Raw genomic sequence first — 16,193 nt, forward strand, 5'->3', positions numbered from 1 at the left:
ACATGCAACAAGAATTCACAATTACCATATTTTCCGAAAACCATGTCGGGCTACTCAATCAGGTTACTACGGCTTTTACCCGTCGTAGTATCAACATTGAAAGTTTAAATACCTCGGAATCGGCCCTTGAAGGAGTACATAAGTTTACTATCGTAGTGTTTACAACCCGCGAGCAAATGGATAAACTGGTTGGCCAACTGGAGAAAAAGTTGGATGTGCTTAAAGTGTTTGTATTTACAACCGATGAAATAATCCATCAGGAGTTGGCTTTATACAAAGTGGCTACAGCAGCTCTGCTTAATGGCAATGAGATAGAAGAAATCGTACGTAAGTATGGTGCGCAAATTATGGAGGTAACACCTGAATATACCGTAATTCAGAAAACAGGCCATAAAGCCGAAACGCAAGAATTGTTTGTGAAGCTCGATAAGTATGGCGTATTGCAATTTGTGCGTTCGGGCAGAATTGCTATCACAAAACTAAGGACGGAATTGCTGGAAAAGTATCTCAAGAAATTGAGAACTGAAAATAAAATTAGAGGAATCGAGACATATTAAAAGTTTTTATATATTGGCTTTGATCAGATGGCTTCAAAGACCTGGTTTGACAATGTTATGTAACAAGGGGTCTGGCAGCCACCGGATAAATGTTTAAAAAGGTAACGCAGTAATCGGGGTCTGGTCACAAAGTTTTAATAATAGGCAAGAGGTCTTCCCGGCTTCTTCCATTAAATACGATAATAAAGTTATGGACAATAAAATTTATATTTTCGACACCACTTTGAGGGACGGGGAACAGGTCCCGGGTTGCCAGTTAAATACTATTGAAAAGATAGAAGTAGCTAAGCAACTGGAAAAACTGGGTGTTGATGTTATAGAGGCCGGGTTTCCGATCTCCAGTCCTGGAGATTTTAATTCGGTCGTCGAAATTTCTAAGGCGGTTACCAATCCAACTATTTGTGCTTTAACACGTGCGGTAAAAAAGGATATTGAGGTAGCTGCCGATGCACTTAAATTTGCAAGAAGAGGTCGTATCCATACCGGAATAGGAACTTCGCCTTACCATATCTACCAAAAATTAAATTCTAATCCCGACGAAATTATCGAACGCGCCATTGCAGCCGTTAAATATGCCCGTCAGTTTGTGGATGATGTGGAGTTTTATGCCGAGGATGCCGGGCGTAGCGACAACGAATATTTGGCCCGGGTAATAGAAGCCGTGATAGGTGCAGGTGCTACAGTGGTAAATATTCCGGATACAACCGGTTATTGTTTGCCTAAGGAATATGGAGAAAAAATTGCCTATCTGGCAAACAACGTGCCTAACATCGACAAAGCAATTATATCAACGCACTGTCATAACGATTTGGGCATGGCAACGGCAAACTCTTTAGCGGGTATTGTGAACGGTGCTCGCCAGGTGGAAGTAACACTGAACGGACTTGGTGAACGTGCCGGCAACACCGCATTGGAAGAGGTGGTTATGGCTATCCGTAGTCATAAAGATCTTAACTTTAGGACGGATGTTGATACAAAGCAAATCATAAGAACCAGTAAGTTAGTATCTACCTTAATGCGTATGCCGGTTCAGGCTAACAAGGCTATTGTAGGCCGTAATGCGTTTGCGCACTCTTCAGGTATTCACCAGGATGGTGTGTTAAAAAACCGCGAAACATACGAAATTATCGATCCGGCTGATGTAGGTGTTAAAGAATCAAGTATTGTACTTACCGCTCGCAGTGGACGTGCAGCTCTGAAGCACCGATTAGAGGTGCTGGGATATAAACTGGAAAAAGAAAAGTTGGATCACGTTTATAAGAACTTTCTGGTACTGGCCGATTCTAAAAAAGATATCAGCGATGAAGATATCGAGGTTTTGGTGGGGCATGAGAAGAAGGAAAAACGAGTGCTGAAGTTGGATAAATTCCAGGTGATATGTGGAAAATCATGCATTCCGTCAGCGACCGTTACGATTAACCACAACGGAAAAGTGATGACGCAAAACGCCATAGGTAATGGGCCTGTTGATGCGGCATATTCGGCCATAAAAAAAATGCTTAAGGTAGAAGATGTTGTATTGGAAGAATATTTGGTTCAGGCCGTTACACGTGGCACATCAGAAATTGGCAAAGTGCACGTTCAGTTATCTCATGATGGAAGAACAGTGCATGGTTTTGGCGCGAATGTAGATATCCTTACCGCATCGGTTTGGGCATATCTGGACGCACTATCGAAGATAGTTTAACAGAGACAAAAGTATAAAGGCGAAAGTATAAAGATTACTGTTTCTGATATCTTTTGTCTTTATTCTTAATGCTTTATAATAGAATAGTAATAACATATAAATATTAGAAAATTGGCAGGGAAAACGCTTTTCGACAAGATTTGGGATATGCACGAAGTGAAGACTATCGAGGATGGTCCTTCCGTATTGTATATCGACCGCCACTTGGTTCATGAAGTAACCAGCCCACAGGCATTTGCTGGGCTAAAGGCAAGAGGAATTAAAGTATTCAGACCGCAAAATACATTTGCTACACCTGATCACAACATTCCAACGATCAACCAACACCTACCCATCGCAGATGAGATTTCACGCTTTCAAGTGGATACCTTAACGAAAAACTGCGAAGACAATAATGTAACCTTGTTTGGTTTAGGACATCCTAAAAACGGGGTTGTTCATGTTATCGGACCGGAAAATGGGATCACTCAACCGGGTATGACCATCGTATGTGGTGATAGCCATACTTCCACACATGGTGCCTTTGGTAGTATCGCTTTTGGTATCGGCACTTCGGAAGTGGAAATGGTGCTTTCTACCCAGTGCATTATGCAACCACGTCCTAAAACCATGAAAATTAACATCGATGGTGAAATGGGTAAAGGCGTCACAGCCAAAGACCTGGTGCTTTACGTTATATCAAAATTAACTACCGGAGGAGGTACGGGTTACTTTGTTGAGTTTGCAGGTTCTGCAATTCGCAGCTTAAGCATGGAAGGCCGCATGACCGTATGTAACATGAGTATCGAGATGGGTGCCCGTGGAGGATTGATTGCGCCCGACGAGAAAACCATTGAATACGTTAAAGGCCGTGAGTATGCTCCCAAAGGCAAAGACTGGGATATAGCAGTAGCCAAATGGAAAGAGCTGGTGACTGATGCAGATGCCGAATTTGATAAGGTATACAACTTTGATGCGGCAGATATCGAGCCTATGATTACCTACGGAACAAACCCAGGAATGGGAGTGGGTATCACGCAAAGTATCCCAACTTTGGATACGGTTGAAGAGTCTTCTCAAAAAACTTATTTGAAATCGCTTGACTATATGGGGTATGCTCCTGGTGAAGCTATGTTAGGTAAAAAAATAGATTGGATTTTCGTGGGTAGTTGTACCAACGGACGTATCGAGGATTTAAGAGTTTTTGCCAATGCCGTTAAAGGCAAGAAAAAAGCTGAAGGCGTTACCGCATGGATTGTTCCCGGTTCCCATCAGGTTGAAGAGCAGGCTATTGCTGAAGGGTTAAAAGATATTCTTGAAGAAGCCGGTTTTGAATTGCGTCAGCCCGGGTGTTCTGCTTGTTTGGCAATGAACGACGATAAGGTTCCTGCAGGAAAATACTCTGTGGCCACAAGTAACCGTAACTTCGAAGGTCGTCAGGGCCCGGGTGCCAGAACATTGTTGGCAAGTCCGTTGACTGCTGCGGCGTGTGCTGTTACGGGAGTAATTACCGATCCTCGAACTTTATAATTTAAAAATCAGAAGAAAATGCCAATAGATAAATTTGTAACAATAGAGTCGACTTATGTGCCACTACCCATCGAGAATGTGGATACCGACCAAATTATTCCGGCCCGTTTCTTAAAAGCTACTACCAAAGAAGGATTTGGGGATAACTTGTTTGCCGACTGGAGATACAATAAAGACGGTTCCCCTAAGGCTGATTTCGTGTTGAACAATCCAAAGTATTCCGGTGAAGTATTGGTGGCTGGCAAGAACTTCGGTTCTGGCTCAAGTCGCGAACATGCCGCATGGGCAGTTCATGGATATGGTTTTAAAGTGGTAGTATCCAGTTTTTTTGCCGATATCTTTAAAAACAACTCACTCAATAACGGTGTGTTACCGGTAGTTGTTTCGGAAAGTTTCCTTGCCGAATTATTTGCAGCCGACGAAACCAATAAGGTGGTGGTTAATCTTCAAGCACAAACCATTACCAATACTGCCTCGGGAAAAACGGAATCTTTTGAAATAAATAGCTACAAGAAAAACTGCTTGTTGAACGGTTATGATGATATCGATTATCTGATCAATTCAAAAGATGAAATAGAAGCCTACGAGCAAAGCTTAGCTTAAATTAATATAGACGGCATAAACTTTATAGGGTTTATGCCGTTTCTATACAAATTTGGCATTTTGGCCTTTAAATAATTTATTAAACACAGGTTCGTCGTTTTCGGAAGCATTACTTGTTATTATCCTCTGTGCCTCTGCGATTCTGTGTTCATCATTCTATTAAGTGCAAACATGAAGATTGAAGTAATGGATACGACGCTCCGTGACGGGGAGCAAACTACCGGAGTATCGTTTAACGAAGGAGAAAAACTGGCCATGGCCGGTTTGTTGCTTGAAGAGGTAAAAGTAGATCGGATTGAAGTGGCTTCGGCTCGGGTTTCTGAAGGTGAATTTGCAGCTGTTAAGCGAATTACCGAATGGGCAAAAAAACATAATTGCCTGGAGAAAATTGAGGTCTTGGGTTTTGTGGATGGCGATGTCTCCTTAAAATGGATTCAAGATGCTGGCGGCCAGGTTATCAACCTGCTTACCAAGGGTTCGTTAAAGCATGTTCAAAGCCAGCTCCGAAAAACACCGGAAGAGCATATGGCCGATGTGGCCAAGGTGGTTCAAACTGCCAGCGAAATGGGCATCGTTGTAAATGTTTATCTCGAGGATTGGAGTAACGGAATGCTGACTTCGCCGGAATATGTGTACTTTGTAATTGGCGAAATCAAAAAGATGAACGTGAAAAGAATTATGCTGCCGGATACCTTGGGTGTGCTGAATCCTGATCAAACCTATCAGTTTTGCTCCGACATTGTTACTCGCTTCCCGGATACGCATTTCGATTTTCATGCACATAACGATTACGACATGGCTGTGGCCAATGTTTTCTCATCATTAAAAACAGGTATTAAGGGCATACATACCACGGTAAACGGTTTAGGCGAAAGAGCCGGGAATGCGCCATTGGCCAGCGTTATCGGAATATTGAATGATCATCTTAAATTGGAAAACAATCTCGACGAATCCAATATCACGAACGTGAGTAAGGTAGTCGAACAACTTTCAGGCCTGCGAATTCCGGAGAACCAGCCTATAACCGGATATAATGTGTTTACCCAATGTAGTGGTATTCACGCAGATGGAGACAGTAAAGATAACCTGTATTTCAATAACCTCATGCCGGAACGATTTGGCCGCAATCGTAAATATGCGTTGGGAAAAACCTCGGGCAAGGCCAATATTAAAAAGAACCTGGAGGAACTGGGCATTGAGCTGGAGCCAGAGGCGATGAAAAAAGTGACCGAAAGGGTGATTGCACTGGGTGATAAAAAAGAGGTAGTAACCATTGAGGATTTACCGTTTATTATTGCCGATGTATTAAAGAGTTCATCTGTAAAAGATGCCATCAAAATAAGAAATTATAACCTTTCTTTAGCCCATGATTTGCGCCCCTTAGCATCTATTAGTGTGGAAATTAACGGTAAGCGATATGATGAAACCGCGGTAGGTGACGGTCAGTACGATGCTTTTATGAAAGCCTTATGGCGTATTTATAACAAGCTAAAAAAAGTACATCCGGTGTTGTTGGATTACTGGGTGAGTATCCCTCCGGGAGGGAAAACGGACGCCTTGGTAGAAACCATGATTACCTGGGATTACAAAGGGGTTGAAATTAAATCGAGAGGGCTTTCTGCTGACCAGACTGAAGCTGCCATCGAAGCCACTATTAAAGTGCTAAACGTAATTGAGGAAGGCACCCTAACGCGCCAGGCCGACTGGAAAGAGAAATTGGAGAAGTAAGAAACGAACACAGAGACAAAAAAGACACAGAAAAATTTTAAAGTAATGTGTTTAGTTTCTGCTAAATTGAAATATAAATTCAAAATAAATAAACGAATAAAGTAATAAACATAAAAAAGCTCAGAGCCTCCGTGCTTCTGTGTTTTTTGTCAGTTTATAATACTTTGTGATTAATTTTTAGGAAATGAAATTGAATATTGCTGTATTAGCCGGTGACGGAATTGGTCCCGAGATTGTAGCGCAAGCACAAAAAGTGATTGATGCCATTGCTACCAAGTACAACCACGAAGTAACTTACACGCCAGCTTTGGTTGGTGCTACTGCCATCGATCAGGTGGGTGATCCTTACCCTGAAGCAACGCACGAAGTTTGTATGAATTCGGATGCCGTTTTATTTGGGGCCATCGGTGACCCAAAATTCGATAACGATCCCAAAGCCAAGGTTCGTCCGGAGCAAGGTCTTTTGGCCATGCGTAAAAAGTTAGGCTTGTATGCTAACATACGTCCGGTAGCTACATTTCCTTCCTTGTTGGATAAGAGTCCATTGCGTTTAGATATTGTGGAAGGTGCCGATTTGGTGGTGGTACGTGAGTTAACCGGGGGTATCTATTTTGGCGAAAAAGGCCGTTCGGAGGACTTAAAAAAGGCTTTCGATACTTGTACCTATACCACGGAGGAAATTGAGCGTATCCTAAAACTGGCGTTTTCATATGCAGGTAAAAGAGACAAGCGTTTAACGGTTGTGGATAAAGCTAACGTATTGGCAACTTCTCGTCTTTGGAGAGAGACCGCCCAGGCAATGGAACCAGAATATAAAGATATTGCCGTAGATTACATGTTCGTTGACAATGCGGCTATGCAGTTGATCCAGTGGCCTAAAAAATTCGACGTGATGGTTACCGAAAATATGTTTGGTGATATCATTAGCGATGAGGCTTCTGTAATCACAGGTTCTTTAGGATTATTGCCATCAGCTTCTGTTGGTGTGCATACCTCCGTATTTGAGCCTATTCACGGTTCTTACCCACAAGCTGCGGGTAAGGATATTGCCAACCCGGTTGCAACGGTTCTCTCGGCTGCTATGTTACTGGAATCTTTGGATTTATTGGAGGAAGCGCAATTGGTGCGTGACGCGGTTAATAAGTCATTGGAAGAAGGAGTGGTAACAGAAGATATCAGCAAGGAAAAATCGTACAAAACATCTGAAGTAGGTGATTGGTTAGCAAAGTATATTGCGGGTTAATTGTTGAAGTTTAAATAGATATAAACCTTGATTATTAATTTAGTCAAGGTTTTTTTATGCATTTTACCCTGAAAAATTCAAATTGTATTTGAGCTATTCAGAGTAAAAAATTGTTGTTGATATAGCTGACACAACAAAGGCTGCTCAAATCAATGAACAGCCTTGTATATAAGTATCTTATCTAATGCCTGACAATCTATACATCATAAGTCGTAGAAGCCGTATCTCCACCTCGTCCGGTCCAGTTGGTATGGAAATACTCTCCTCTTGGTTTATCTACTCTTTCGTAGGTATGCGCTCCAAAATAATCGCGCTGCGCTTGCAATAAGTTAGCTGGCAAGGTCTCTGTTCTGTAACCATCAAAATAACTCAATGCACTTGAGAATGTTGGAACAGGAATACCGTTCATAACAGCTTGTCCAACTACCTGACGCCATCCTTCCAGTGCTTCCGATACCTTACCTTTAAAATAAGGGTCGAGCAATAAGTTGGGTAATTCAGGATTGTTATCGAAAGCCTCTTTTATATTCTTTAAAAATACGGAACGGATAATACATCCACCACGCCACATCAAAGCGATGCCTCCATAATTTAAATCCCAGTTGTTCTCTTTGGCTGCTTCGCGCATCAATACATAACCCTGTGCGTAAGAAACAATCTTGGAAGCAAAAAGGGCATCCTTGATATACTTGATAAATTGCGCTTTGTCACCCTCGAATTTCTTGATAGGCGAGCCCAATAATTTGGCGGCTTCAACGCGCTCTGCTTTTTGCGCTGACAGGCAACGAGCGAATACCGATTCGCCAATCAAGGTCAATGGTACTCCAAGATCCAGGGCAGAAATGCCTGTCCATTTACCGGTTCCTTTTTGTCCCGCAGCATCCAGTATTTTCTCCACCAACGGCTCACCGTTTTCTTTGTAGGCCATGATGTCGCGCGTGATCTCGATCAGGTAACTGTCCAGGTCGCCTTTGTTCCACTCTTTAAAAATATCGTGCATCTCATCATGCGACAGCCCTACATATTCCTTCATGATATGATAAGCCTCACAGATCAGCTGCATATCGCCATACTCAATGCCATTGTGCACCATTTTCACAAAGTGGCCGGCACCGTCTTGTCCCACCCAGTCGCAGCATGGTACGTTGTTTTCTACCTTGGCAGATATGTTTTGAAAGATATCTTTAATAAAAGGCCATGCTTTATCAGAGCCTCCGGGCATTATTGATGGTCCCTTTAAGGCTCCCTCTTCGCCACCTGAAACACCGGTGCCTACATATAGCAATCCTTTTTCTTCCACATATTTGGTTCTGCGGATGGAATCAGGGAAATGGGAATTGCCACCGTCGATGATGATATCGCCCTCCTCAAGATAAGGAATGATTTGGTCGATGAGTGCATCAACAGGCCCACCGGCTTTTACCAGCATCATGACTTTACGTGGGCGTTCCAGCGAGGCCACCAGTTCTTCGATAGAATGGGTTCCGATAAAGTCTTTGCCGGCACCGCGACCGTTCACAAATTTGTCGACTTTTTCGGTGGTTCTGTTGTAAACAGCTACAGTATAGCCTTTGCTTTCCATGTTTAAAACCAGGTTCTCGCCCATTACGGCTAAACCAATTAATCCTATATCTGCTTTTTTGCTCATATCAGTAAATTATTTGTAGAAGCTCAAATTTAACGTTTTAACCTGATTATTTCATAAACTTTTGTAATAGAATAATTGATGAATAGATCAGGTTAGGCCTTATTATCTAATTTATTTAAACCAATTCAATATGTTCGAAACCTATTTTGTTCAGCATTTCTTTTAATTCTTCCGTTCCGTTTTTTAAAATTACCTGGTACGCCTGAAACTCCCTCCGAATTGGATAAGATCCTCTTAGCTGTTCGAAAGTTTCTGGATGATCCCGGAAACGTGTATCATCTTCCTTGATAATGTAGGTGTGCAACACGGCTTTCGTCCAAACATCCTGATGGCTTAGGCCATACGCATCTATGTGAATAGTTGGGTTGCCAGGAGCCGGAATATTATCTGGATACCAATCCTTTAACGGTAAATCAAAAGACCGACTAATAGCCTGAACACTCATGGAAGTTCCATTAGCCTTCCCGTCGGCAGAATATCCTGCTATATGCGGCGTGGCAATAAAGCTTTTGTTCAGCAAGTCAATATTCATGTCCGGTTCGTTTTCCCATACATCCAGAATAACTTGCCCAATTAACTGATTATTTAAAGCAACTAACAAATCATTATTATTCGTAACCTCTCCTCTTGAACTATTAATAATGATCACACCTTTTTTACACTTCGAAAACAATTGTGTATTCCCCAAATGGAATGTTTTGTATTTACCCTCTCTTTGTAATGGAACATGAAAGGTGATAATATCCGATTTTGTGATCAGTTCGTCGAGTCCCACAAAATTCCCATTTCCTTCTTTTTCTGCTCTGGGCGGATCGTTCAGAAGTACTTTCATGCCTATGGCTTTCGCAAAATCAGCTACTTTACTACCTACATTACCTACGCCAACGATTCCCAAAGTTTTATCTTCCAGATCAATGTTCTGTTGGCTTGCAATGGTGGCCAAGGTAGCGGCTACATATTGTTTAACAGAGCCAGAGTTGCAACCCGGTGCATTCGTCCATTCAATTCCACTTTTTTCGCAATAGTTCGTATCAATATGATCAAACCCGATAGTGGCCGTGGCTATCATTTTGACTTTGCTTCCTTTCAGGTTTTCCGAATTACATTTTGTTCTGGTGCGAGTTATCAGAGCATCGGCATTTTTTACAACATTGGCATCCGTTTTTGCTCCCGGTAGATAAGTAACATTCGCATATGGTTCAAGTACTCCTTCCAGAAAAGGAATTTTATTATCGGCAATAATGTTGATCATAAATAATAGTTTACACAAATGTAAAAATTATTGCCGATTACCTATTTACGTATTGCAACTAAATTTCATCCATAATTTTAAGGAAATTGAGCTGTTTTGACTAATAGACTTTGTATATTTATTATTCAAATTGTCAAATAATATTTTAAACTATGAAGAACCTATTTTTATCAGCCTTGGTTTTGCTAATCTCGGCAAGTATGCTTGCCCAAAAAGCCAAAGTAATCAATAACCCTTATTATGAGTTCAGAAACACTGGTCTCAATACGATTTCTAAAATAGAAACAAGCCCGGAAGAAACCCGTGTCTATATACATTCAACTTTTATACCGAATTGGTGGGTCGACTTTAGCAATGAAGAAAAACTTATAGATTGCGATACAAAGAAGGAATATAAAATAAAAGAAGTTGTTGGGGTAAAATTCGGTCAAAAAGTAAGAATGCCAAGTTCGAGTGACAGCACCTTTGTATTGGTTTTTCCTCCGCTCGATCAAACAACCCAAAACTTTGATTTTAACGATCAAATTTTTGGTGTTTCGCTCGATGAAGGCAAAGCGGGACTGAAACCACACAATTTAACATTGCCCATTGAAATAAACGAATGGCTTAACAAAGAAGTGGATAAATGTAAGAAAGAACCTTTAAAGGATTATAACTCCAGGGATTTCTTTTTGGAAGAAGAAGGAAGGATTGTAGGTTATATAAAAGGTTACTCCGCTAAATCTGGTATAACCACTGGAATGGTATATTTGAGCAACTATTTAACAGGAGAGGATTACCCTATTGTAGTTGAAATACAACCAGATGGACGTTTTGATGTAATGCTTCCGCTCATCTCCCCATTATATTCATCCATGAAAATCGGTAAAACCTGGATTCCTTTTTACCTGGAACCTGGCCTCACTTTAGGTATGATTTTGAATTGGGAGGATTTTTTATACGCCGACCGCTATAGACATATAAACTACAAAATGTGGGATACCGGTTTCAAAGGCAAACTGGCAAAGATTAACCAACAGTTGTTGGACTTTGAGTTTGAAGACAGGAGTTACTTTAAACACAGAGAGCAGCAGAAAAAAATGACCGAGGATGAATTGGCAGAACTATATACACGTAAGAAGGAAATGGAACTGGCCAAGGTCGAGTATTATATTAAAGCATGGCGAATAAACGCTGACAAGGTTTATCCTATATTAAAAAATAAGATTATCCTAACACATGCGCAAGAATTGTATTCGTTGGCCAGGCAAAGAAAATATATAGCCAGACAAGATACGACTAATAAGGAATTACAAAAACCACTTCCCGATTCGTTTTACAATTTCTTAAGGGATATTCCATTGGGCGATCATGCTTTGTTTATCAATACTGAATTTAGATCATTTGTAAACGCTTATGAATTCAGCGAGTTGATAACCAAACACACAAGAAACATAAAAACCCAACCCCCTGTTAATGTATATCAATATTTAATCGATAATGAACCATTGTTATCCAAAGAGGACAAGGAATACGCTTTACTTGCCTCAAAAAAAGAAAAAACACCCGAAGAAATTGAGCAAATTAAAGATATGCAGTTAAGCTATAAGGTATTTAGTGAACGGTATGGCAGCACTATCCAAAAATGGCAAGAACTGGCATCGGCTCACAGATATAAAGCAGAAGTGCCAACATGGGATGATGCAGAAAAAGAACTGGCCGAAAAATATAACATCGAAAATAACCTCACGTTGGATGTTGCTAAAGTGAGGTCATTAAAGTACAAATTCGAAAATGTAGACAAGGGAGTTGCTGAGGAATTTTGGCAGGATTTAAAAGAAGGTATCGAGCATCCGTACCTAATTGCGACAGGTGATAAACTGTTTGAAAAAGTCTATGGAGATAATGCCAACCGAGCGTACGAACTGCCGGAAGGAACAGCCGCTGAAATTTTCAACAACATTATTAAACCCCACAAAGGCAAAATATTGTTTGTGGACTTTTGGGCTACCTCATGTGGTCCTTGTGTTGGAGGTATCAAGCGAATGAAAGAGACCCGAAAGGAGTATGAAAACAGCAAGGAAATCGACTTTGTATTTATCACAGATGAACAAAGCTCTCCCGAAAAAAACTACAATGAGTTTATTAAAGATCAGGAGTTAAGAAACACCTATCGCATTTCGGGCAACGATTATTTATACCTACGCCAGCTATTTAAATTCAATGGTATCCCGCGATATGTTGTTATCGACAAAGAGGGGAAAGTGATGGATGATAATTTTCGCATGTATAATTTTAAGACGGAATTAGACCATATAATGAAATCGCGAAGTGATAAATTAACCAAACAGTAGGATGAAGACTACCATAAAGTGAACGATGAATGTCAATTCCTGTTTCCAGAAGAAAGAAAGAGTTTGTGTTGGGTCAACTGAAATACAGCTAACAGGTGATACCATGTCACGTCGTTTCTAGCTCTAAAGTTCTTCTACTTTATCAATCTTAGGGCCTCTCTTTTGCTAAGTGGATGTAGAACAGTACTTTTTGAGTACTGTTCTACCCATTGCGGGTTTGTTCTGCTATATTGCCTTAGGATCCATCCAATAGCCTTGTTGATAAAGAACTCTTTCGACCCTAAAAGGTGTTTGATTACATAAGTAAGGAACTCTGTGTCCAATTGCTCTTTATAAAACAATTGACAGATAAGGCATGAACGTTTTAACCAAATATGGTCAGAGTTTAGCCATTTCTCAGTATACACATCTCTTTGTTCAGGGAATTTTAGAAAGTAATCTCCCACAAGTTTTGGGCCAATACCGTCAACGCTATCCCACCACGACTTGTTAACGATGAGGTGTTCAAACAACTTGATGTCGTCAAATTCTATTTGTTTCCGGTATTTATATAAAAGATGTATGCCGAAATATTGGTACTCTCGCTGAGGCTTGTTCCATAGCGATTTTGCTAAATTTTCGATATCCGTTTTTGGAGGTAAGAAATCTTTTTGGAGGAAAGGCTTTTCTATTTCTTTTAGCTTAGGTGCCCTGATACCATAAAACTCAAATTTGTTTTTCATATAATTCTTTTGCCATTGGGCAGTACTTGCATCGGCAAACCTTAGAAATTCAATTTCCAAAGTGTTGATGAAATCATGTACCATTTGTCACCTCATTTTTGTATTTTCACTAAAGTAAAAATATTAATTTAATGAGTAAAACTAAGATTGCAGTATTTTCGGGTGCCGGCATGAGCCAGGAAAGCGGTATCATGACCTTTCGGGATATGGGCGGGCTTTGGGAGCAATACGATATAACTGAAGTTGCAAGCCCAATTGCCTGGGCCAACACCCCTCAGCTGGTGATGGATTTTTATAATCAGCGACGAAAACAACTTTTCGAGTGTGAGCCCAATAAAGGGCACTTGTTGATTGCGCAATTAGAAAAGAAGTATGACGTACAAGTGATCACTCAAAATGTGGATGATTTGCACGAAAGGGCTGGTTCAACAAATGTGCTGCATTTACACGGTGAACTCAAAAAAGTACGAAGTACTATTGACACATCGTTGGTTTATGAAATGAAGGATTGGGAATTGAAGTTGGGTGACTTGTGCGAAAAAGGAAGCCAGTTACGGCCCCATATTGTTTGGTTTGGCGAGGCTGTTTGGGCAATGCACGAAGCGGTTGAGCTTATTCAGGAAGCTGAAATGGTGCTTGTGGTGGGGACTTCGTTAAACGTGTATCCGGCAGCAGGGCTACTGAACTACATTAAAGATACAATACCAATTTATGTAATTGATCCCGGATCGCCTGCTTTTACTCCACAAGAGAATATTACTTTCATTCAAAAAAAGGCTTCGCACGGAATGGAAGAGTTAATAGATATATTGATGTCAAATTAATAGCATGTGGTTGAATTGTTCAGTTAGTTGTGCTATCTTGACTTAAAATCGAATTCTGTTACATGTTAAGGTTTAAAATTGTCATATTATTTTTATTTCTGGTTGGGTTTTCCTCGTTTTCACAGGAGTTTAAAGCCGGTGCTATTGGAGGTGCTACCTTTAGTCAGGTGCATGGCGATAATTATGTAGGCTTCAACAAAATCGGATTGGTAGGGGGCCTGTATGTATCCAGGCAGTTTGCCGATATATGGGCAGGCCAACTCGAAATTGTATATAAGCAAAAGGGAAGCAGGCACAATCCTAATGAATCTAAAGGAGATTTTAACTTGTATAAGTTAAACTTCGATTATATGGAAGTTCCCTTGCTGGTTAAAGTAGATGTTAATGATTTTTCGTTTGAGGCAGGAGCGGCTTTTGGTGTGTTAATTAATTCCAAAGAGGAGGATCAATATGGAACATTAATCTCCGATTACCCCTTCGAGGACTATGAATTGTCAGGACTGCTGGGTGTCAATTACCAGTTTCATCCGCGTATGTTTGTGAATTTACGTTGGTCGTATGCTTTTACCAGGGTTCGTAAAGCTTATGGAGGAGCTTTTGACAACCAAAAACCACCACATTGGATGGATGGTAAATATGGTCAGTATAATCATCTGGTCAGTCTTTCATTGTACTATGAATTTGAGAGTCTCTTTGGTAATTAACCCTGGTGCAACCGTAGCTTGTTGCGTTTTTATCAACATTCATGATAAAATGAGTTAATTGGTGGCATATGCTAATGTGGCCACAAAAATCCTGGTTCCTTTAATTTTTGCCAGGTTTGAGGCACAGGCTTCAAGGGTCGCACCGGTTGTTAATACATCATCCACTAATAACACCTTTTTGTTTTCTAGTATCGAAGGATTCCTAACGTCAAAACTATTCGCAATATTTTCCCACCTTTTATATCTTCCTTTATTGGTTTGGCTGGTGGTATAAATACGCTTGTAAAGGTTGTCGGGCATTACTTTGCCCGATATGTTTTCTGCCAACCCCTTAGCTATCCATTCGCTTTGGTTATAGCCGCGCTTAGCAAGCTTTTTGGGATGTAAAGGAACGGGTATTAAATAATCAATATTATTAAAATAGTTCACTTCAAGTAGTTCCTGGCTATATAACTTGCCCAATTCATAACCCAGTTCTTTTTTATTTCCATATTTTATGGCATGCAAGATGTACTTGACCATACTTCCTTTGGTGTAAAGCATAAACGATACAACTTTTTCAATGTCCACTCTGCCCCAAAATATTTTGTTTAAAGGATTATCGTCCGCTAAATGAAAATACGAACGTGGTAATTTTTTTAAGCATTTAATACATATATTTTTTTCGTGCTTATATAAAGCTGAATTGCAAATGGGGCATATTCGGGGAAAGAACAATTGAAAAAAATCGGAGAAATAATTCATGAGGAATTAAGTTTGTTTGAAATTTAATTTAAGAAAAAATACAATCAAACAAAAGATTAATGGCGTAAGACTTACGATTTGTTAACGTACATGTAAACAGGCGGTAAGATTCAGGTAATATTAAAAATATATTTTTGTTGTGACAGAAATATAGGAATGACAAATAAAATATCATATCCAATACTCTAAAAAAGAGAACCTGTGATGACTGACTATACCACTAAAAAGAGAAAAATGAAATTCATAGTATTATTAACAGCAGTTGTTGCTATTTTATCACTGAATAGTTTTAAAGGAGAAAAGTCAAGTAAGGTAAAGGTCAAAGCGGCCGCAACAACCCATATCTGTGGTTCAGTTATCGATGAGGTCACAGGAGAAACACTTGTAGGTGTTGAAGTAGCGTTGGAAGGTACCGATTTGAAAACTTACACTGATTTTGATGGCAATTTTACTTTTGATAATGTAAAAGTAGGAACCTACAAGATGGTAGCTAAGTTGGTGTCATATAGTGAAATAAAAGGTGAAGAAGTAATAGCAAGCGCGAATGGTGAAAACACTGTTCATGTCAGGATGAAAACAGTGAATTAAAAAATATTTAACATACGAGTAAAAAAAGCCATCTTATATCCGGATGGCTTT

Annotated in this window: 14 protein-coding genes; 10 read left to right on the forward strand and 4 right to left on the reverse strand. The window is 40.2% G+C overall.

Features of this window, described 5'->3' with window-relative positions:
- Nucleotides 1-2: 2 nt before the first annotated feature.
- The 6 genes from ilvN (at nucleotide 3) to leuB (ending at nucleotide 7,327) form a co-directional block, all read left to right on the forward strand.
- Nucleotides 3-557 carry an acetolactate synthase small subunit gene (ilvN, locus tag ACT29I_RS19575; protein WP_430932872.1) on the forward strand — a complete coding sequence of 185 codons (555 nt, stop codon included), beginning with the start codon at nucleotides 3-5 and terminating at the stop codon, nucleotides 555-557.
- Between the two features lie 190 nt (nucleotides 558-747).
- Nucleotides 748-2,244: a 2-isopropylmalate synthase gene (locus tag ACT29I_RS19580; RefSeq protein WP_430932871.1), complete on the forward strand. Its 1,497-nt coding sequence runs from the start codon at nucleotides 748-750 to the stop codon at nucleotides 2,242-2,244.
- Nucleotides 2,245-2,355: 111 nt separating this feature from the next.
- Complete coding sequence (leuC, locus tag ACT29I_RS19585) at nucleotides 2,356-3,753, forward strand: 3-isopropylmalate dehydratase large subunit (protein WP_430932870.1); 1,398 nt, start codon at nucleotides 2,356-2,358, stop codon at nucleotides 3,751-3,753.
- 18 nt (nucleotides 3,754-3,771) lie between these two features.
- Nucleotides 3,772-4,356, forward strand: a complete 585-nt coding sequence (gene leuD, locus ACT29I_RS19590; RefSeq protein WP_430932869.1) for a 3-isopropylmalate dehydratase small subunit — start codon at nucleotides 3,772-3,774, stop codon at nucleotides 4,354-4,356.
- Nucleotides 4,357-4,527: 171 nt separating this feature from the next.
- On the forward strand, nucleotides 4,528-6,084 hold the full coding sequence (locus ACT29I_RS19595; protein ID WP_430932868.1) for an alpha-isopropylmalate synthase regulatory domain-containing protein: 1,557 nt from the start codon (nucleotides 4,528-4,530) through the stop codon (nucleotides 6,082-6,084).
- A gap of 184 nt (nucleotides 6,085-6,268) precedes the next feature.
- Nucleotides 6,269-7,327, forward strand: coding sequence for a 3-isopropylmalate dehydrogenase (gene leuB, locus ACT29I_RS19600; protein ID WP_430932866.1), 1,059 nt, complete (start codon nucleotides 6,269-6,271; stop codon nucleotides 7,325-7,327).
- A gap of 196 nt (nucleotides 7,328-7,523) precedes the next feature.
- Here the strand turns inward: leuB and gnd are convergent, their stop codons facing one another.
- Together gnd and pdxB are read right to left on the reverse strand one after the other, a co-directional pair.
- Nucleotides 7,524-8,975 (reverse strand): decarboxylating NADP(+)-dependent phosphogluconate dehydrogenase, encoded by a 1,452-nt coding sequence (gene gnd / locus ACT29I_RS19605; protein WP_444794182.1) that lies wholly within the window; start codon nucleotides 8,973-8,975, stop codon nucleotides 7,524-7,526.
- Between the two features lie 115 nt (nucleotides 8,976-9,090).
- A complete protein-coding gene (pdxB, locus tag ACT29I_RS19610) occupies nucleotides 9,091-10,227 on the reverse strand; it encodes a 4-phosphoerythronate dehydrogenase PdxB (RefSeq protein ID WP_444794183.1) in 1,137 nt (378 codons plus the stop codon).
- A 152-nt stretch (nucleotides 10,228-10,379) separates the two neighbouring features.
- Here pdxB and ACT29I_RS19615 point away from each other — a divergent pair, with 152 nt between their 5' ends.
- Nucleotides 10,380-12,560, forward strand: a complete 2,181-nt coding sequence (locus ACT29I_RS19615; protein WP_444794184.1) for a TlpA family protein disulfide reductase — start codon at nucleotides 10,380-10,382, stop codon at nucleotides 12,558-12,560.
- Nucleotides 12,561-12,694: 134 nt separating this feature from the next.
- On the opposite strand, the gene ACT29I_RS19620 is transcribed toward ACT29I_RS19615, so the two are convergent.
- Nucleotides 12,695-13,366: a DNA alkylation repair protein gene (locus ACT29I_RS19620; RefSeq protein ID WP_430932861.1), complete on the reverse strand. Its 672-nt coding sequence runs from the start codon at nucleotides 13,364-13,366 to the stop codon at nucleotides 12,695-12,697.
- A gap of 47 nt (nucleotides 13,367-13,413) precedes the next feature.
- On the opposite strand from ACT29I_RS19620, the gene ACT29I_RS19625 reads away from it, so the two are divergent.
- Both ACT29I_RS19625 and ACT29I_RS19630 read left to right on the forward strand, forming a co-directional pair.
- A complete protein-coding gene (locus ACT29I_RS19625; RefSeq protein ID WP_444794185.1) occupies nucleotides 13,414-14,106 on the forward strand; it encodes an SIR2 family NAD-dependent protein deacylase in 693 nt (230 codons plus the stop codon).
- A 62-nt stretch (nucleotides 14,107-14,168) separates the two neighbouring features.
- Nucleotides 14,169-14,810, forward strand: coding sequence for a porin family protein (locus ACT29I_RS19630; protein ID WP_430932859.1), 642 nt, complete (start codon nucleotides 14,169-14,171; stop codon nucleotides 14,808-14,810).
- Nucleotides 14,811-14,864: 54 nt separating this feature from the next.
- Here ACT29I_RS19630 and ACT29I_RS19635 read toward each other — a convergent pair whose 3' ends face one another.
- Complete coding sequence (locus ACT29I_RS19635; RefSeq protein ID WP_430932858.1) at nucleotides 14,865-15,380, reverse strand: ComF family protein; 516 nt, start codon at nucleotides 15,378-15,380, stop codon at nucleotides 14,865-14,867.
- A gap of 408 nt (nucleotides 15,381-15,788) precedes the next feature.
- On the opposite strand from ACT29I_RS19635, the gene ACT29I_RS19640 reads away from it, so the two are divergent.
- A complete protein-coding gene (locus ACT29I_RS19640; protein WP_430932857.1) occupies nucleotides 15,789-16,142 on the forward strand; it encodes a carboxypeptidase-like regulatory domain-containing protein in 354 nt (117 codons plus the stop codon).
- Nucleotides 16,143-16,193 lie beyond the last annotated feature (51 nt).

This window comes from Saccharicrinis sp. GN24d3 (assembly GCF_052400645.1).
Taxonomy (GTDB): domain Bacteria; phylum Bacteroidota; class Bacteroidia; order Bacteroidales; family Marinilabiliaceae; genus Saccharicrinis.